We start from the raw sequence: 17,291 nt of genomic DNA on the forward strand, positions 1-17,291 counted from the left end.
ATTTTCGTGTCTCGACAAAAAGAGCGGGAAAAACCCATGGCAAATATCCTGATTGCGAACGACGACGCGCTTGCCGCGGAGATGGCTACGATTGCTCTCGTGGAGGCCGGGCATCGCTGCGGCTGGTTGGGCGCCGATCCCGAACTGGTTCTGGATGGTCTGGGCAAGCAAAAGCCCGACCTCCTTGTTCTGGACGACACGTTTCCCGCGACAACCGGGGCCGAAATCCTGCGCCGGATCAGAGGCTCGAAAGGTCTGTCCGCCCTGCCGGTCGTCATGCTTGTGCACCCCGCCAATCAGACACCCAAGCCGACTGGGGCCGCGTCCGATGGATCCTTTCGGGGAGCGCAGGCTTATGTTCGCAAGCCCTTCGGATCGAATTTCCTGCTCGCGCAGGTTAACCGGGTTTTGGCCAGCCAAAATATCGATAGCTGTGAGGACGAGCCGCTGGCTGAATATCTCGCCCAAGCCGCGCAGCGGTGGCGCGATTCGCCAGTCGTGTCGGGGACGACGCCGCTTAGACGCGCGTTCTTCTAATTTCGCACGGTCTCGCCGAGATCGGTGAGGAAGTTGTTCGTCCACGATTGCACATCGTCTTCCCGAACGGTCCGGATCAGTTTTTCGTAGCGCGCTTTGCGCTCGTCCAGCGGCATAGCGAGCGCCGTGGCGATGGCATCCGAAATGTCGTCCGGGCTGTGCGGATTGACGAGGACAGCGTCCTCCAGCTGATCCGCCGCCCCGGCGAATCGCGACAGGATCAGAACACCGGGATCATCCGGATCCTGCGCCGCGACATACTCTTTTGCGACCAGGTTCATGCCATCGCGCAGCGGCGTGACCAGCCCGATTTTCGACGCGCGGAAGAAGCCGAACAATTCGGCATGTGAATAGCCCCGGTTGACGTATCGGACCGGTACAAGATCGACCTCGGACCTCGCGCCATTGATCTGCCCCGCTTTCTGCTCGAGTTCGGCACGTATCTTCTGGTAGCTCTCCACATCCTCGCGGCTGGGCGGCGCAACCTGGATAAATACCAGATCCCGCACCTTTTCCGGATATTGATCGTAGAACCGCGCAATCCCGTCAAGGCGTTCGGGGAGGCCCTTCGAATAATCGAGCCGGTCCACCCCGATCATCGCCAGCCGGCGGCGCGTAGAACTCATCAAACGCTGCTGCGCCTGACGAGCCTCGCCCGTTTCGCCAAGCTGCGAAAAATGCTCCCAATCAATGCCGATTGGATAGGCACGGGCTACGGTAGACCGATCACCGAGCGTAATTCGGCCGCTGTCCTCATCGACCTCCGCTCCGAGTTCATTGCGGCAATAGTGGACGAAACTTTCCAGCCATTCCTCGGTCTGGAAGCCGATCACATCGTAATCCAGCATCGTGCGGGCCAGCCGCTCGTGATGCGGTAGGGACACGAAAAGCCGGGTCGCTGGCCACGGAATATGCAGGAAGAACCCGATCCGGTTCTTGATCCCGCGTGACCGCAGGCGCTCACCAAGGGGGATCAGGTGATAATCGTGCACCCAGATGATATCGTCTGGCTCGATTTCCGAGGCGACGCATTCGGCGAACCGGTCGTTGACGCGCTCATAGCCCTTTCCGGTCTCGCGTTCGTATTTCGCCAGATCGAGCCGGAAATGGAAAAGCGGCCACAGGGTCGCATTGGCATAACCGTTGTAATATTCGTCGACGTCGCGCTTCGACAGATCCATCGTCGCCGTAGTCACGCCGTCGGTCGTTTGTGTCGAAACCTTGCCCGTATGCTCGTCGATCTCCTCGCCCGACCAGCCGAACCACAACCCTCTGCGCTCTTTCAGCGCCGCATTCAGCGCCCCGGCCAATCCGCCCTGCGCGCCCGCAGCGCCCCGCGCCTTTGGAACCGCGACGCGGTTGGATATGACGACGAGACGGGGTTGATCGCTCAGCGGACTTCGCTCCAGCTTTTGGAAAGGTGACCGGCGGAATTGATTATACCCACTAGCGAGTAGGTCTGGGGGAAGTTCCCCCATAGCTCGCCGCTTTCGTAATCGAGATCTTCGCTTAGGAGACCGGACCGCGTCGTATGTTCGAGCATCGCATCGAATATCTCGCGCGATTCCTCGCTCCGCCCGACGAGATGCAGCGCCTCGATCAGCCAGAAGGTGCAGACGTTGAACGCGGTTTCCGGCGCGCCGAAATCGTCTTCGGCGGCATAGCGCAGCATATGGTTGCCCTTGCGCAGATCGCGTTCGACGGCGGCGAAGGTCTTGAGGAAACGCTCGTCATCCGGCGTCAGGAAGCGTAATTCGACCATCTGCAACAGGCTGGCATCGAGATAATCGCTCTGGAAGCTCGCGCCGTAATGCTGGCCCTCCTCGTTCCAGGCCTGCGCTTCGATCTTTTCCCGAATGGCCTGCGCGCGGTCCTTCCAGAACCGTACGCGATCGCCCTTGCCGAGCCGTGTTGCGACATTGGCGAGCCGGTCGCACGCGGCCCAGCACATGACGGCGGAATAGGTGTGTACTTCCTGCCGGGTACGGAATTCCCACAGACCGGCATCGGGCTTATCGTGCTTGTCCCACGCCGCCTCGCCCACCTCCTCCAGGCTGGCGAAGTCGCGGTCGTCGGCCATACGGAGCAGGCGCTGGTCGAAGAAGGCCTGCACCGTCGGCAACACGATCTGGCCGTAGCAATCGTATTGCACCTGCTTGTAAGCGGCGTTGCCCACGCGAACCGGTCCGTTGCCGCGATAGCCGGCAAGGTTCTCCGCCTCGAACTCGTGCAATTCGGCGGCGCCCATCACGGAATAAAGGGGTTGCACCTGCCCGCCGCGCGACTGGTCGATGATATTACGCAAATAAGCGAGATACTTTTCGAGCACGTCCAGCGCGCCGAGGCGGTTCAAAGCCTGCACGGTATAATAGCTGTCGCGTATCCAGCAGTAACGGTAATCCCAGTTGCGCTGGCTTCCCGGCGCTTCCGGGATCGATGTGGTCAGCGCGGCGACGATGGCGCCGGTTTCCTCGTGCTGGCACAGTTTGAGCGTAATCGCGGCGCGAATGACCTCTTCCTGCCATTCCAGCGGAATATGCAAGCCGCGCACCCAGTGCTGCCAGTACTTCTTCGTACTGGCTTCCATCCTGCGGACTTCGGTGCGGATGTTGCCGGAAAACGGCTCGTCGGGCCCAAGAAAGAAATGCTGGTCGCTTTCGACCCGGTAGCTGCGGCCTTCGAGAATGTATCCGACCGGCGCATCCGTCGATAGGCGGAGGACATGGGCGCCCGCCATGTAACGAATATGGTTCGTGCCATTGGTCGTCTTGGCCAGAGCCGCGCCGTAATCTTTCATCGGCGCGAGCCGCACGCGGAGCCGGGGCGCACCGGCGACGGGGCGCACGATCCGCCCATAGGCGACCGGCCGGTACATCCGACCCGACCCTTCGAACCGCGGGCAGAAATCGGTGATCTCGACCGCGCTGCCGTCCTCCGCCTCCAGCCGGGTGACAAGGATCGGCGTATTGCGGACGTAATATTGCGAGGCGCTGGTTTGGCCATCGAGTTCGAACCGCCAGACGCCTTCGTCGCGATTGTCACCGTTGAGCAGCGAACAGAACACCGGATCGCCGTCTACCCGCGGCACGCAGCCCCAGACAAAACCGCCCACCTCGTCGATTAGGGCGCTGACTTGGCAATTGCCGATCGGGGAAAGTTCGAGACTGGCTTGCGTGTTCGTCAAAGATTCAACCATGCATGGACTGCGGAAACATCGGGAAGGTGATAGCGAGCTGTCTGGCTTTCCCGCTCGCCGACCGCAATGCCGAACCCTCCGCATTCGTTTGCGCCGGCAAACCCGTCCTCGTCGGTCAGGTCGTCGCCGATGAAGATCGGACGGGCACCTTTGAACCGGTCTTCGGCCATGAAGGTTTCGACCGCGCTGCCCTTGTGCGCGCCCGAAGCGGTGAGTTCGACCACGCGTTTGCCGCGCTTCATCTCGAGCTCGTATTCGTTCGCCACGTTCGTCGCGAGATCGAGCACGGCCTGCTCGGCTTCGGGATCGTTGCGATAGTGCAGCGCGCCGCCGTGGGCCTTCTGTTCGTAGGTTATGCCGCGCTCTGCCGCGAACCGGCGCATGGTTTCCACTGCCTTATCGGGCAAAGGGTTCGGTTCCTCGCCAAGGCGCGAGCCCTTCTCATCGAGGCAATAGGCTCCGTGCGAACCCGCGCGGGCAAGGTCGCAGGTGCCGATATGCGTTTCGAAATTGTCGAGCGCACGCCCCGTCACGATCGCCAAACGACCGTCCAGCCGCGTGCGAAGATCGCGCAGATTTTCCAGCAAATCATCGGGAACGTGGATGCCGTCCGGCTCTTCCGCCAGCTCGACCAGCGTGCCGTCGAAATCGAGAAACAGGGCGATGCAGTCCTGCGCCATCAGGTCGCGCAGCGGCGGCGGTTCGGGAAGCGGAGAGGTTGCAGCCATCGCGCCTGCCTTAGCGACTGGCGCGATCAGATCAACGCCGCGTTTCTACTTGGGCGAGGCCGCCCGGATCGAGGATCAGATCGCCCTTCTCCACCCGCCAGCCTTCCAGCCGGGAGAGAAAGTTCATCCCGATAACATTGGTCCGGCCAAGATTGGGCGCGATCACGGCATCGAGTCCGCTTGCCTCGATGTTGCCGAACGCGAGCGATTCCAGTGTGGTCAGGTCGGCGGTTACGGTTCCGTTGGCGGTGGAAATCATTACCGGTACCCCGCCCGATCGCGCTTGCAGCCCCGCCCGTTCGGCGGTTTCGGCGGACACTGCCGTCAAGGTCGCGCCGGTATCGACAAGGAAGCGCGCAGGTACGCCGTTGATCTTAGCCTCGAGCCAGTAATGCCCGTCCGCAGCCAAGGGGATGACGGTTTCGTTGCCCTCAACCCGCTGTTCGGGGAGCCCCAGCGAAGGTACGGCTACCTCAAGTCGCGGATCGAACCGGGAAAGCTGGAGCACGAGGGTGACGAGGATCGCGCCTAGAGCGATAGTCCCAATGCCGCGAACAAGCCGGCCGCCTGCGACTTTGCGCGAGACGAGCGCCGAACCGATCCAGCCGACGACCATCGCGGCCACCGTCGCCATCAGCAGACCGGATCGCGGAATGGCCCGAATGACTTCGGAAACGCCGGAAATCAGGGGATCGAAATCCATCCTTGGAATATAGGCGGTTTGCCGCGCGAAGGAAGAGCCCGCGCTTACGGCGCCTCGCGTTGCTCAGTCGCTTCGGCGAGGATAAGCGAAAAGCGCTTCTCGCTGTCCCGCCAGCGCTTAACTGGTGTCCAGCCGCCGGCCAGCAGCAAGGTGGCCGAGCTGCGGCGCGTGAACTTGTGGCTGTTCTCCGTGTGGATCGTCTCGCCCTTCGCCATCGAGAAGCGTTCACCGCAAATCGAGAAGTCGATGGCGCGCGCCGCTTCAAGATGCATTTCGACGCGGGCGAACTTGTTGTTCCACCGTGCCTCGTGGCGCAGGGCATCGACCGGGATGTCGCCATCGAGCTCGCGGTTTATCCGACGCGCAAGGTTGAGATTGAACTCGGCGGTTACGCCTTTCGCATCGTCATATGCCGCCTCCAGTACATCGCGGTCTTTCACGAGGTCCATGCCGATGAGGAGCAATGGCGCCGTGCCCTCGTCTGCGCGGAGCGTCGCACGCATCGAGCGCAGCAGGTCGACGGCCGTCCGCGGCACCATGTTGCCGATGGTGGAGCCAGGAAAGAACCCGAGTTTCGGCATGGTCTTCACCGCATCGGGCAACGGCGTCTCGCGCATGAAATCCGCCTCGACCGGGTGGATCGGCAGGCCCGGAAACTTCTCGCCAAGTGCAGCAGCAGAGGCGCGCAGGAAATCGCCCGCAATGTCTAGCGGGATGTAAGCGGCAGGTTCGATGGCCGACAGCAGCAGCGGGGTCTTGACCGAGCTGCCCGATCCGAATTCGACGACGGCCCGCCCTTCCCCGATCAGCTCGGCGAATTCCTCGCCCCGCGCTTTCAATATCTCGGTTTCCGCACGGGTCGGGTAGTATTCCTCGACCTCGGTGATGTCCTCGAACAATTGCGATCCGGCATCGTCGTACAGCCAGCGCGCGGGGATCGCTTTCTGCCGCTGCCGCAGGCCGTTCAACACGTCCTTGCGAAACGCGCGGTCGACCCCGTCCTCGTCGCGATCGACGATTGCCATGCCCTGTTCGTTTTTCATAAACCCCTAAACGTCTTTTGCGAGCCGCAGCCCCGTGAATTGCCAGCGCTGGTGCGGATAGAAGAAATTGCGATAGCTGGCGCGCGAATGGCCACGCGCCGTCGCACAGCTTGCCCCGCGCAGCACGAACTGCCCGCTCATGAACTTGCCGTTATATTCGCCCACCGCGCCTTCGGCCGGCTGAAAGCGCGGATAGGGCAGATAGGCGCTGCGCATGAATTGCCAGCAATCGCCGAACAGCCCTTCGGCGCCGAGCGGCAAGGGAGGCGCAGCGCGGTCGAGCTGGTTTCCGCCCGCAGGATCGTGCGCGGGCGCAGAGCCCTCTTGCCCTCGGGCGATCGCTTCCCACTCGAATTCGGTCGGCAGGCGGTGTCCTGCCCAGCTCGCGAACGCATCGGCCTCGTAATAGGAGATATGCGTGACCGGCGCTTCGGGATCGCGCGTCTGCCAGCCGGAATGCGTGAAATGCTCGTCGTCGCGCCAGTATAGCGGGGCACGCACGCGATTTTCGTTCACCCACGCCCATCCGTCCGACAACCAGAGCGCTGCGGTCTCATACCCGCCATCGGCGATGAACGCGTCCCACTCGCCGTTCATGACGAGGCGTTTCGATAGGGCGAAGGGTTCGAGTAGCTGGCGATGCGCCGGCCCTTCGCAATCGAAGGCGAAGCCATCCTCCTGATGCCCGATCCGCGCGATGCCGCCGGGATGGGTATACCATCCATCGACCTGCGTCGGGCCCGCTGTTTCGGGGGCAGCCCACATGGCCGGACCCAGAGGGTTCTGAAACAGGGCGTGCTTGATATCGGTCAGCAGCAATTCCTGATGCTGCTGTTCGTGCGACAGGCCGAGATCGATCAACGGAGCCAGCGCCGGATCATCGAGCAGCGTCTCCATCTCGCCGTTCACATGCGTGCGCCATTCGAGGATGTCGGCCAGCGTGGGCCGCGATAGCATTCCGCGCGAGAACCGGTCGATCCGCTCGCCCTCGGCTTCGTAATAGGAGTTGAAGACGAACGGCCAATCCTCGTCGAACAGGCGATAGCCTGGCTTGTGATCTCGCAGCAGGAAGGTTTCCCAGAACCACGTCGTATGCGCCAAATGCCACTTCGCGGGCGAGGCATCTTCCATCGATTGCAGCGTCGCATCGGCATCGGACAGCGGCGCGACCAGCGCTTCGCTCAGGCTACGAACGGCGGCAAATGCGTCTGCGCGATCCTGCGATCCGGCTTCGGTTCTGGCTTCGGCCTGGGACATCGGCCCCTCTCTCCTGCGGCCACCGGGAAGCAGCAACCAGCGCCCAATTTGGACAATTTGCGCCGCAGGTCAAACCTTCAGGCCGGAAAAATACCACGCACGATCATATGTTAAACACATAGGTCATGCCGCATCGGCGCGCTGTTGCGCATGCTCGGCATTGATCATCTCGGCGATCAGGAAGGCCAGCTCGATCGATTGCGCGGCATTCAGACGCGGGTCGCAATGGGTGTGGTAGCGATCCTTCAGCGCGTCGTCGGTGATGGCCACCGCGCCGCCGACGCATTCGGTCACGTCCTGCCCGGTCATCTCGACATGGATGCCGCCGGCATGGGTGCCTTCCGCGCGGTGGACGGCGAAGAAGCCGCGCACCTCAGCAAGGATGCGGTCGAACGGGCGCGTCTTGTAGCCGCTTTCCGATTTGACGACGTTGCCGTGCATCGGATCGCAACTCCACACGACCGGATGCCCTTCGTGCGCCACGGCGCGGACGAGGCGCGGGAGACCCTCTTCCACCTTATCGTGCCCGAAGCGGCTGATCAGCGTGATGCGCCCCGGCTCGCGCGCCGGATTGAGCGTGTCGAGCAGGTTCAGCAGCGCGTCGGTCTCGAGGCTCGGCCCGCATTTCATGCCAATCGGGTTGCCGATGCCGCGCATGAATTCGACATGGGCGCTGCCCTCGAACCGTGTACGATCGCCGATCCACAGCATGTGGGCGGAGGTGTCGTACCAATCGCCCGTCAGGCTGTCGCGCCGGGTCATCGCCTGTTCGTAAGGCAGCAGCAGCGCCTCGTGGCTGGTGAAGAAGCTGGTGCCCTGCAATTGCGGCACGGTGGCCGGATCGATGCCGCACGCCTCCATGAAGTCGAGCGCCTCGCCGATCCGGTCGGCGGTCTGGGCGAACTTGTCGGCCCACGGGCTGCGGCCCATGAAATCGAGCGTCCACTGGTGCACTTGCCGCAGGTTCGCATAGCCGCCGCCCGCAAAGGCGCGAAGCAGGTTCAATGTGGCCGACGCCTGGAAATAGGCGCGGACCATCCGCTGCGGATCGTTATGCCGGGCGGCGGCATCGAATTCGATGCCGTTGACGTTGTCGCCGAAATAGCTCGGCAGGGTCACATCGCCCTGCGTTTCCGTATCCGAACTGCGCGGCTTGGCGAATTGGCCCGCCATGCGGCCCACCTTCACCACCGGCTGCTTGCTGGCGAAGGTCATCACCACCGCCATCTGCAGCAGGACGCGGAAAGTATCGCGGATGTTGTTCGGATGGAATTCGGCGAAGCTTTCCGCGCAATCGCCGCCCTGAAGGAGGAACGCCTTGCCGCCAGCAACTTCGGCGAGATCGGCCTTCAGCGCCCGCGCCTCGCCTGCGAAAACAAGCGGCGGATGGCTCGACAGCGTGGTTTCCGCCTCTTTCAACGCGGCTTCATCTTCGTAGCGCGGCAGGTGCCGGGCTTCGAATTCATGCCAGCTATCGGGTGCCCATTCGCGTGCCATTGCTTTCAACTTCCGTCCGTCGTTCCAAGGTTCGCCCCTATAAGAAGGCAAGACGAGCGGCCGCTATCGCACAAGCAGCATTTGCTTGGCCAACGTAAAACCGCGATTGCGGTGATCGAAGACTAGCGACCGGTCGCGGCGCTTCCGCTGCCCGATGTTGCTGCCGCCGTGGCGAGCGTCTGCCCTTCCGGAATGATCGCGAGGCGCCACCCGGACGTTCCGCCGAAATACTTCTGACCCAAGGCCAGCATGACCTCCGGCGTGGTCTGCGAATAATCCTGCACCAGCGTGGGCAAAGCCATCGCACGGCGGGGATCGGTGCTGCTGCCTTCGATCTCAAGCATCCAGAAGTAATTGCCGCTCTGGATGCGCGTGAAATAATTGCGCAGCGGCTCGGTCACCAATTGCAGCTCTTCCGGCGTCGGCGGGTTGGCCGCGAGATCGTTCGCGATGGCATCCGCTTCGGCGAAGAAGGTCGGGACATCTTCAGGGCGCAATTGCGCGAGCGCCATGATCCGCCCGCCGCTCTCGATCTCGGTCGGCCAATCGGAGCGGACGACCGGGGCATAGCTCGCGCCGGCCTTCTCGCGCATGGCATTCAGCAAGCGGTTGTTAAACACCTCGGTGAGGATGCGCAGCTGGCGGGATTCGCGAATGCCGTCCAGCCCCGCCCCGCTCGGCCAGGCAATCACGGCAGCGGCCTGATTGGCATCGCCGCGATGGGTTTCGACCACCGTCTCGCCGGGTTCGGGGAAGGACACGTTACGTGCCAGCGCCTCTGCCGGAATCGGTTCGCGCGCCGGCAAGGCGCCGAAGGTTTCGGCTAGAGTTGCCACGGTCTGTTCGCGGTCGAAATCGCCCACCACCATGACTTCGATCGGACCCTGCTCGGTCAGGATCGGCTCCCAGATCTCGCGGAAGGTGTCCTCACTTGTCGCATCGACCTCGGCGGGCGTCGGCACGCCGAAACGCGCATCGCCGTCGGTCAGGAGATATTCTAGATCGCGCCCGAGCACGCCCGACGGGCTGGTGACAAAGCTCTCATAGGCCAGCTTGTTCGCCGCCTTGGCGCGGATCAGCGGATTCTCGTCCCAGCGCGGCATCGCGAGCTTGGCGGCAAACAGATAGAGCTGGTCGTCCAGATCCTGCTGCCGGGTCTGCGCCGCGAAGGTAAACGAGCCGTCGTCCACCCCGAAGTCGAAGCCGATCTTGCGTCCGGTCGTGATCCGGTCGAGCTCTTCCTGGCCGAGCTCGCCCTCGCCCATTCCGACGAGCGCCGCTTCGCCGAGCGAAATATACGGCGCTTGTTCGGGCGAGAATGCGCGATAGCCCGCGCCGAAATTCACGCGCACCGAAACCCGGCCGGGTTCACCCGTCGAGGGCCAGACGATGGCTTTCACGCCATTCGCGAAGGTGATCATCTCGCTATCGCGCAGCACGTGCTGTTCGCGGCTGACAATCTCGCCGGGTTCGCCGATCGGCGGCAGATCTTCGAACGAGATGGTCGTGGCGGCCAGCCGCGCGCTGTCGTCGGCCTTGACCGGCGCGAGCATCGCCGAACGCACGGCCTTCTCGCTTGCCTCGTCCGCATCCGGCGTCACATACACGGAGCGAATGACGTCGCCGGAAAACAGCTTGCGCGTTTCTTCCAGCACCATCTCCGGCGTCGCCGTCCGGCTCATGGAATCGAACACCATCAGGAAGGTCTCGGGCGCGGCCACGCTTTCCCGAATATCGACCGCATTCACGAGATCGTCGGCCAGCTGCGATCCGGCCATGACCGAACGCTGCTCAACCATGTTCTGATAGACCACCTGCATCTCGGCCAGTTCGCGCTGGATTTCTTCGGTGGTCGGCGGGTTGCTCGTCGCGTCCGCGATCACCGCACGAATTTCCTCGAGCGAGCCTTTCCAGTCTTCGCTGAGGGGCGCGAAGGTGACGAGCGTCGCATGGGTCGAGCGGCTGATTTTCGATTCGTCGGCTTGCGCATACAGAAAGCTGCCATTGGCGCGCGCGCGGGCTTCCAGCCTGCGATTGATCAGCGCGAGCGCGAGCTGTTCGCGCAGGCGTCCCTCATTGTATTCGACCGTATCGGCAACCGGCCGCCACGGTCGCATGATCCCATAGGTGAAAGAGCGCGGCAGATCGGGTTCGACGATGACCGCTACTTCGCCCACGGGATTGTCCGCATCGGACCCCTGGGGCGCGACCGGATCGCCGAAATCGGGCGCCTGCGCCGCCGGGCCGGTGCCCTTCCAATCGGCGAAATACGTTTCGATCAGTTCGGCGAAGACCATCGGGTCCATATCGCCGACGACCGAGATGACCGTGTTCTCGGGACGGTACCAACGATCGTAAAAGGCCTGAACGGAAGCGCCGTCCGCTGCCAGCAAGCTATCTTCCGTACCGATCGTGATCCGGTCCGCCAGCCGCTGCCCGGCGAACAAGGTCTGCATGCTCTGCTCGCTGATCCGCTCGCCCGGCCCGCCCCGCTCGCGCTTTTCGGCAAGGACGATAGGCACTTCGGTGTTCACGTTCTCTGTCGAGAGGACCGGCGCGCGAACCATACCGGAAAGCAGCTTCATGCTCTCGCGCAGCTTGGCCGGATCGGCGGATGGCAAATCGAGCTTGTAGACCGTATGCGTAGGGCTGGTCTCGGCATTGGTGTCGCTCCCGAAGGTCGCGCCGAGGCGTTGCCAGGTCGGGATCGCTTCCGCCTTGCCGAGATACTGGCTTTCGCGGAACAGCAGGTGTTCGAGCAGGTGCGCGAAGCCCCGCTCGTCGTCGTTCTCGTATAGCGAGCCTGCATCGATGCGCACGCGGATGGACACCTGCCCCGGCGGCACGCCGTTTTCGCGCACACCGTAGCGCAAGCCGTTATCGAGTTCGCCGAAGGTCCATTCCTCGTCGCGCGGAACGTCGCTGCCTTCGTAGATCCACGGCACTTCGTCCGCCGTCTGGATCGACGAGGGGACCGGCATCGCATCCTGCGTCCACGCAGGTTGCGCGGCAAGCAGGGCGGCAGCAGGAAGGAAAAGCGCGAAACGCCGCAGGGCGCGCGAGGTATCAGTCATGCGCGGGCATATAGGTCGGGCGGGGTGAAGCACCAGTGAATATCCTGCGCGCCGTTGCGCTTGTGACCGGCGACCGCCGCGCCTACATCTTCACTCATGTACATCGAAACCGAGACCACTCCGAATCCCGCCAGCCTGAAGTTCCTCCCCCAACGCGAGGTCATGGCGAGCGGCACACGCGAATTCGCGACGCCCGAAGCGGCCGAAGCCAGCCCCCTCGCGCAGGCGATCTTCGATACCGGCGAGGTGACGAACGTCTTCTTTGGCGGCGACTTCATTACCGTAACGGCGGCGCCGGGCGTTTCATGGACAGAATTGAAGCCGCAAGTCCTCGCCATCCTGCTCGACCATTTCGTGTCGGAAGCGCCGTTGTTCGCAGCCGGCAGCGCCGGTGGGATCGCGGTTCCGCCGGAAGCCGATACCATGCTGGTAGAAGAACGTGAGGAAGACGGCGATATCGTCGCGCAGATCAACGAATTGCTCGAAACCCGCGTTCGCCCGGCGGTGGCAGGCGACGGGGGGGACATCCAGTATCGCGGGTTTCGCGACGGTGTCGTCTATCTGCAGATGCAGGGTGCCTGTTCCGGCTGCCCTTCCTCCACCGCAACGCTGAAGCACGGGATCGAGGGCCTGCTGAAACATTACGTGCCGGAGGTCGTTGAAGTCCGCGCAGCCTGAGGGCGTTTACCAGAGGACTTCATGACCGAGCAGTTTCACGACACCACCCTTTCCGACCAGGCGCTGGACCAGATCTTCCGCGAAGCGCGCAGCTATAATGGCTGGCACGACAAGGAGGTGTCGGAAGGGCAGATCAAGGCGATCTACGAGCTTTTGAAAATGGGTCCTACTTCGGCGAACCAGCAGCCGGGTCGCTTCATCTGGTGCAAATCGCAGGACGCGAAAGACCGCCTCGCCGGCCATGCCGACGAAGGTAACAAGGAAAAGGTCAAGACCGCGCCGGTCTGCGTCATCATCGGCTACGACACCGAATTCCACGACCAGCTCCCGTGGCTCTTCCCCCATGCCGATGCGAAAAGCTGGTTCGAAGGCGACAAGGAAAAGCGCCAAACGAATGCTTTCCGCAACTCCGCATTGCAGGGCGCCTATCTGATGATTGCGGCGCGTGCGCTGGGGCTCGACTGCGGCCCTATGTCGGGCGTCGATCTCGATGCGGTCACGAAAGACTTCTTCGCCGATGAGCCGAATTACAAGGCCGACTGGATCTGCTCCATCGGTTATGGCGACAAGTCGACGATATTCGAGCGCAGTCCGCGCCCCGATTTCGACAAGTTCAATTCTATCGCCTGACTTGAAGACATCGCATCCGCCGCGCTAAGCGCCGGCGGATGCGAATGCTGGCGATAGAAACTGCGACCGAAGCCTGTTCGGTGGCGCTGTTCGAAGACGACGCGCTCGTCGACTTTCGCCATGAGATATTGGGCCGCGGCCATGCCGAGCGGCTCGTTCCGATGATCGCCGAATTGCCTGGCCGGGGAAAGGCAGAGACCATTCGCGTCTCGCTCGGACCCGGGAGCTTCACCGGCGTTCGTATCGGCTTGGCGACGGCGCGGGCTCTGGGTGTAGCTTGGCGAGCGGAAGTTCGCGGTTTTTCTACGCTGGCGCTCGTCTCAGCTATGGCGCAAGCCCGACAGCCGGGACCCGTCACCGTCTGTATGAATGGCGGCCACGGGCAATGGTTCGTCCAGAACTTCGACCGGCAATGTCTGCCGGAAGCGGAAGCCGCTTCGCTGCCGCCTGACATCGCGAAGGCCGGTCTAGTACACCCGATCGTTGCAGGAAACAGGGCGGAGGAGTTGATCGAAAGTCGCGGGCCGGAGTTCCGCGCTATTACTTGTCTTCCGGATGCGCGCGAAGTGCTTTCCGTTCCTCGCGGCCTTGTAACCGAAGAGCTTGCACCGCTTTACGGTCGTGCACCGGATGCCGCCGTCGGTCGATCATGAACGACGTCGATCGCCTCATGGCCGTAATGGAGACAGCTTTCGATCCTCACTGGCGGGAGGCATGGTCCCGCAAGCAGATCGAAGACTCTCTCGCCCTACCAAACACCTATATGTTGCTTGCCGACAAAGCAGGACAAATACCCCGTAATGGCGATGCCGCGGAGGGTTTCGTCTTTGTTCGAAGAGCCGCCGACGAAGAAGAGCTTCTTCTTATCGGCGTTCGACCGAATGTGAGAAATACCGGACTGGGGACGAAGCTTCTGCAACGGTTTTTCGATGTGGCAAAAGCAAATGGTTCGACGCGGGTCTTTCTCGAAATGAGAGACGGCAATCCGGCGGTGTCGCTTTATTTGCGCTGTGGATTTCGGCAAATCGGCAGGCGCAAAGCGTATTATCGGACGCTCTCGAACGAAGCTATCGATGCCCTGACCTTCGCTAAGGATTTGTAGAACAGCGAAAAAAGAGAATTTTCCCTTTTCGAAGCAAAGTCAATCAGATTGTAGAATTGCGACAATCTACTAGATCGTATGGACAAGTTTTTGCTTGGTCACTATCGGAGCGAAGAATAAGAAAGGGTTTACTTGATAATATGTCCGAATTCGAAACAGATATGAATGAAACGCTGATTACGTTGACGTCCGATATCGTCGCAGCGCACGTCTCGAACAACAGTGTCGATGTGGATGCCGTTCCGCAATTGATCACGAATGTCTACTCGGCTCTTTCCGGACTGGGCGAGCCCGTCGAAGTCGAAGAAGAGCGCCCGGACCCTGCCGTCTCGGTCCGTTCTTCCGTGAAGAAAGATCACATCGTCTGCCTCGATTGCGGCAAGAAGATGAAGATGCTGAAGCGTCACCTTTCGACAGAACACGATATGGCGCCGGATGAATATCGTCAGCGTTGGGACTTGCCGTCCGACTATCCGATGGTAGCCCCGGCCTATGCAGAAACGCGCCGTGATCTTGCACACAAGATTGGTCTTGGTCGTAAGCCCGGTCAGAAGCGTGGTCGCAAGAAAGCGGCTTCGTAAGTTTGATCCGAGCGATAGCTTGAGAAGGACGCCCCGGCCCGATAAGGGTGCGGGGCGTTCGTCATTTTACAGGACATGATTGTTGCACCAGCGGATCGATCTCGAACAGCTTTGCCAGGAAAAAGGCTTGCGTATCACCGACCAGCGCCGGGTGATTGCCAAGGTCCTGTCCGAAAGCGACGACCATCCCGATGTCGAAATGCTGCATGATCGTGCTAATAAGATCGATCCTAAGATCTCGATTGCGACCGTCTATCGCACCGTTCGCCTGTTCGAAGAGGCCGGCATTTTGGATCGGCACGATTTCGGGGATGGCCGCGCCCGCTATGAAGCAGCACCCGAAGCGCATCACGACCATCTGATCGACGTCGAAAGCGGCAAGGTCGTCGAATTTGTCGATCCGGAACTCGAAGCGTTGCAGAAGCAGATCGCAGAGAAGCTCGGCTATCGCCTCGTCGATCATCGGATGGAGCTGTATGGCGTCCGCCTCGACCGAGAGGATTGAGCGAAGGCTCAAGCAATATTCGGAAAAACGGCTCGCGGCCATGCGCGGCGAACCGACCAAACTCGGGCTTGCCGGCGGCCTCCGTTTCGCCGCGCGCCTGATCGGCATCGTCCTTCTCGTGCTGATCTTCGTGCCGCTGCACTATCTCTACCGCATCTTCGCCTACGGCTCGCCCTTCCCGATGTATTTCCTGCGCTACACCGCATGCGTCGTAGGCGCGCGGGTTCGGATCGTCGGCACCCCGTTGCGGCGCGACGTCTTCTTCATCTCGAACCATGTCTCGTGGATCGACATCCTCGCACTCGCCGGGGCGAGCGGCACGGCTTTCGTCGCGAAGCAGGAGCTTGGCGAAGTGCCGGTCATCGGCTGGCTCTGCCGCCTCAACCGAACGGTCTTCGTAAAGCGCGAAGCGCGGCTCAGCGTTGCGGATCAGATCAATACGCTGCGTGAAGCGCTGGCGGACAACTGGTCCGTCACCGTCTTTCCCGAAGGCACGGTGACCGACGGGCATTCGCTCCTGCCGTTCAAATCCTCGATGTTATCCGTACTGGAGCCCCCGCCCCCCGGCGTCTTGGTTCAGCCTTGCGTGGTAGATTACGGTCCGGTCGCCGAAGAAATCGGGTGGATCGGTGAGGAAAGCGGGGCGAACAACGCCAAGCGCATAATGGCACGGCCCGGCACGTTCCGGCTGACGATTCACTACCTCGAGCCGTTCTCGCCCGAAGAATATCGCGGGCGTAAGGCCATCGCGGCCAAGGCTCGCGAGGAAATCGAAGAAAAGCTGGTCGAAACGTTGGGTAAGCCGCTGCGCGATTACTCCCATACTGTCGAGGCGATCCGTTACAGTGCCCCTCCGAAGGAAAGCGCACAGGATTAAAGCTCGGCGCTGGCGAGCCAATCGTGGAAGAGCCGCACCGGGCGCTCCTCGAGCGCAGTCGGTTTGCACACGAACCAGTAACTGTATGGGCTTTCCACCTCGACATCGAACAGACGCGCCAGCCGCGTGTCCGCCGCGCGGCGCAAATGATCGTCATGCATGATCGCGATACCCAGACCCTGCGCCGCCGCCTCCAGCATCAATTGTCCTGAATCGAAATGATCGACCGCTGCCGGATCCAGATCCGGTCGGTTGATTGCCGCCTTCCACGCCGTGAAACTGTCCGGCAATTCGTGGTGAACAAGGAAGGTCTGCTTCGCCAAAACATCGCTCTGGGGATCGTTGCCGACGCGCTTGCGAATCTCGGCGCTGCAGATTGCGTGAACCTTGTTGTAATCCAGCCTGATTGCATGAAGCCCGCGCGTGGGACCGCGAGACAGGATGATGGCGGCATCCAGCGTGTCGCCCACGCGATCTTCCAGATGCGGGCCGGTATCGATGTCGATATGCAGAAGGGGATGGCGTTTGCGCAGTTCGCCGAGCCGCGGGAATAGGCGCTGACTGCCGAAAAGCGGCAGTACTCCGAGATGCAGGCGTAGCAGCGAGAAGTTGTCGGACTGCGCCTCGACCGCGCGCGCGAGCGCTTCGAGCTGCGGGTTTACGGCTTCGAAAAAGGCGTGGCCATCGTCGGTCAGTTGCATCGATTGGCGCGCGCGGGTGAACAGCTTTTTGCCGACAAAATCCTCGAGATTGCCGATCCGCCGCGAAAGGGCCGAGGGGCTCAGTCCCAGTTCGTCCGCAGCCGCCCGCGCCGACCCCAAGCGGACGGTCCGCACGAACGCTTCGAGCGCACGCAAGGGTGGGAGACGGCGAACGGCCATTG

Annotated in this window: 17 protein-coding genes; 8 read left to right on the forward strand and 9 right to left on the reverse strand. The window is 61.9% G+C overall.

The window, feature by feature from the left end; genetic code table 11:
- The first annotated feature begins 36 nt into the window (after positions 1-36).
- Positions 37-537 carry a response regulator transcription factor gene (locus E3U23_RS04970; RefSeq protein WP_279350094.1) on the forward strand — a complete coding sequence of 167 codons (501 nt, stop codon included), beginning with the start codon at positions 37-39 and terminating at the stop codon, positions 535-537.
- Here the strand turns inward: E3U23_RS04970 and E3U23_RS04975 are convergent.
- From E3U23_RS04975 to E3U23_RS05010, 8 genes are all read right to left on the reverse strand, one after another.
- Entirely contained in the window at positions 534-2,015 is a 1,482-nt protein-coding gene (locus E3U23_RS04975; RefSeq protein WP_279350095.1) for an alpha,alpha-trehalose-phosphate synthase (UDP-forming), read from the reverse strand. The two genes, E3U23_RS04970 and E3U23_RS04975, sit on opposite strands and share 4 nt — an antisense overlap.
- Complete coding sequence (locus E3U23_RS04980) at positions 1,928-3,733, reverse strand: glycoside hydrolase family 15 protein (RefSeq protein ID WP_279350096.1); 1,806 nt, start codon at positions 3,731-3,733, stop codon at positions 1,928-1,930. Before E3U23_RS04980 ends, E3U23_RS04975 begins: the two co-directional genes overlap by 88 nt.
- Positions 3,718-4,461 carry a trehalose-phosphatase gene (otsB, locus tag E3U23_RS04985; RefSeq protein WP_279350097.1) on the reverse strand — a complete coding sequence of 248 codons (744 nt, stop codon included), beginning with the start codon at positions 4,459-4,461 and terminating at the stop codon, positions 3,718-3,720. Before otsB ends, E3U23_RS04980 begins: the two co-directional genes overlap by 16 nt.
- Positions 4,462-4,492: 31 nt before the next feature.
- Positions 4,493-5,164 carry a retropepsin-like aspartic protease family protein gene (locus E3U23_RS04990; RefSeq protein WP_279350098.1) on the reverse strand — a complete coding sequence of 224 codons (672 nt, stop codon included), beginning with the start codon at positions 5,162-5,164 and terminating at the stop codon, positions 4,493-4,495.
- Positions 5,165-5,208: 44 nt separating this feature from the next.
- Positions 5,209-6,207: an L-histidine N(alpha)-methyltransferase gene (egtD, locus tag E3U23_RS04995; RefSeq protein ID WP_279350099.1), complete on the reverse strand. Its 999-nt coding sequence runs from the start codon at positions 6,205-6,207 to the stop codon at positions 5,209-5,211.
- Positions 6,208-6,213: 6 nt separating this feature from the next.
- Positions 6,214-7,464: an ergothioneine biosynthesis protein EgtB gene (gene egtB, locus E3U23_RS05000; protein ID WP_279350100.1), complete on the reverse strand. Its 1,251-nt coding sequence runs from the start codon at positions 7,462-7,464 to the stop codon at positions 6,214-6,216.
- A 123-nt stretch (positions 7,465-7,587) separates the two neighbouring features.
- Positions 7,588-8,961: a class II 3-deoxy-7-phosphoheptulonate synthase gene (locus E3U23_RS05005; RefSeq protein ID WP_279350101.1), complete on the reverse strand. Its 1,374-nt coding sequence runs from the start codon at positions 8,959-8,961 to the stop codon at positions 7,588-7,590.
- A 122-nt stretch (positions 8,962-9,083) separates the two neighbouring features.
- A complete protein-coding gene (locus E3U23_RS05010) occupies positions 9,084-12,035 on the reverse strand; it encodes a M16 family metallopeptidase (protein WP_279350102.1) in 2,952 nt (983 codons plus the stop codon).
- A 96-nt stretch (positions 12,036-12,131) separates the two neighbouring features.
- Here E3U23_RS05010 and E3U23_RS05015 point away from each other — a divergent pair, with 96 nt between their 5' ends.
- From E3U23_RS05015 to E3U23_RS05045, 7 genes are all read left to right on the forward strand, one after another.
- Complete coding sequence (locus E3U23_RS05015; RefSeq protein ID WP_279350103.1) at positions 12,132-12,713, forward strand: NifU family protein; 582 nt, start codon at positions 12,132-12,134, stop codon at positions 12,711-12,713.
- 21 nt (positions 12,714-12,734) lie between these two features.
- Entirely contained in the window at positions 12,735-13,343 is a 609-nt protein-coding gene (locus E3U23_RS05020) for a malonic semialdehyde reductase (protein WP_279350104.1), read from the forward strand.
- Between the two features lie 44 nt (positions 13,344-13,387).
- Positions 13,388-13,996 (forward strand): tRNA (adenosine(37)-N6)-threonylcarbamoyltransferase complex dimerization subunit type 1 TsaB, encoded by a 609-nt coding sequence (gene tsaB / locus E3U23_RS05025; protein ID WP_347710008.1) that lies wholly within the window; start codon positions 13,388-13,390, stop codon positions 13,994-13,996.
- Positions 13,993-14,445 (forward strand): GNAT family N-acetyltransferase, encoded by a 453-nt coding sequence (locus tag E3U23_RS05030; RefSeq protein WP_279350106.1) that lies wholly within the window; start codon positions 13,993-13,995, stop codon positions 14,443-14,445. Before tsaB ends, E3U23_RS05030 begins: the two co-directional genes overlap by 4 nt.
- Before the next feature lie 140 nt (positions 14,446-14,585).
- Positions 14,586-15,026, forward strand: a complete 441-nt coding sequence (locus tag E3U23_RS05035) for a MucR family transcriptional regulator (protein ID WP_279350107.1) — start codon at positions 14,586-14,588, stop codon at positions 15,024-15,026.
- Between the two features lie 82 nt (positions 15,027-15,108).
- Complete coding sequence (locus E3U23_RS05040) at positions 15,109-15,531, forward strand: Fur family transcriptional regulator (protein WP_279350108.1); 423 nt, start codon at positions 15,109-15,111, stop codon at positions 15,529-15,531.
- Complete coding sequence (locus tag E3U23_RS05045; RefSeq protein WP_279350109.1) at positions 15,503-16,408, forward strand: lysophospholipid acyltransferase family protein; 906 nt, start codon at positions 15,503-15,505, stop codon at positions 16,406-16,408. Before E3U23_RS05040 ends, E3U23_RS05045 begins: the two co-directional genes overlap by 29 nt.
- On the opposite strand, the gene E3U23_RS05050 is transcribed toward E3U23_RS05045, so the two are convergent.
- A complete protein-coding gene (locus tag E3U23_RS05050) occupies positions 16,405-17,289 on the reverse strand; it encodes a LysR substrate-binding domain-containing protein (RefSeq protein ID WP_279350110.1) in 885 nt (294 codons plus the stop codon). The two genes, E3U23_RS05045 and E3U23_RS05050, sit on opposite strands and share 4 nt — an antisense overlap.
- Between the last annotated feature and the right edge of the window lie 2 nt (positions 17,290-17,291).

Source organism: Erythrobacter litoralis (genome assembly GCF_029760855.1).
Lineage (GTDB): Bacteria > Pseudomonadota > Alphaproteobacteria > Sphingomonadales > Sphingomonadaceae > Qipengyuania > Qipengyuania litoralis_A.

Bases quoted from the DNA above. Each gene is read 5' to 3' on its own strand.
- E3U23_RS05030 (WP_279350106.1), top strand. From the start codon at position 13,993: ATGAACGACGTCGATCGCCTCATGGCCGTAATGGAGACAGCTTTCGAT.
- E3U23_RS04975 (WP_279350095.1), bottom strand. From the start codon at position 2,015: ATGGGGGAACTTCCCCCAGACCTACTCGCTAGTGGGTATAATCAATTC.
- E3U23_RS04970 (WP_279350094.1), top strand. From the start codon at position 37: ATGGCAAATATCCTGATTGCGAACGACGACGCGCTTGCCGCGGAGATG.
- E3U23_RS05005 (WP_279350101.1), bottom strand. From the start codon at position 8,961: ATGGCACGCGAATGGGCACCCGATAGCTGGCATGAATTCGAAGCCCGG.
- E3U23_RS05015 (WP_279350103.1), top strand. From the start codon at position 12,132: ATGTACATCGAAACCGAGACCACTCCGAATCCCGCCAGCCTGAAGTTC.
- E3U23_RS05045 (WP_279350109.1), top strand. From the start codon at position 15,503: ATGGCGTCCGCCTCGACCGAGAGGATTGAGCGAAGGCTCAAGCAATAT.
- otsB (WP_279350097.1), bottom strand. From the start codon at position 4,461: ATGGCTGCAACCTCTCCGCTTCCCGAACCGCCGCCGCTGCGCGACCTG.
- tsaB (WP_347710008.1), top strand. From the start codon at position 13,388: ATGCTGGCGATAGAAACTGCGACCGAAGCCTGTTCGGTGGCGCTGTTC.
- E3U23_RS04990 (WP_279350098.1), bottom strand. From the start codon at position 5,164: ATGGATTTCGATCCCCTGATTTCCGGCGTTTCCGAAGTCATTCGGGCC.
- E3U23_RS05035 (WP_279350107.1), top strand. From the start codon at position 14,586: ATGTCCGAATTCGAAACAGATATGAATGAAACGCTGATTACGTTGACG.
- E3U23_RS05050 (WP_279350110.1), bottom strand. From the start codon at position 17,289: ATGGCCGTTCGCCGTCTCCCACCCTTGCGTGCGCTCGAAGCGTTCGTG.
- E3U23_RS05020 (WP_279350104.1), top strand. From the start codon at position 12,735: ATGACCGAGCAGTTTCACGACACCACCCTTTCCGACCAGGCGCTGGAC.
- E3U23_RS04980 (WP_279350096.1), bottom strand. From the start codon at position 3,733: ATGGTTGAATCTTTGACGAACACGCAAGCCAGTCTCGAACTTTCCCCG.
- egtD (WP_279350099.1), bottom strand. From the start codon at position 6,207: ATGAAAAACGAACAGGGCATGGCAATCGTCGATCGCGACGAGGACGGG.
- egtB (WP_279350100.1), bottom strand. From the start codon at position 7,464: ATGTCCCAGGCCGAAGCCAGAACCGAAGCCGGATCGCAGGATCGCGCA.
- E3U23_RS05010 (WP_279350102.1), bottom strand. From the start codon at position 12,035: ATGACTGATACCTCGCGCGCCCTGCGGCGTTTCGCGCTTTTCCTTCCT.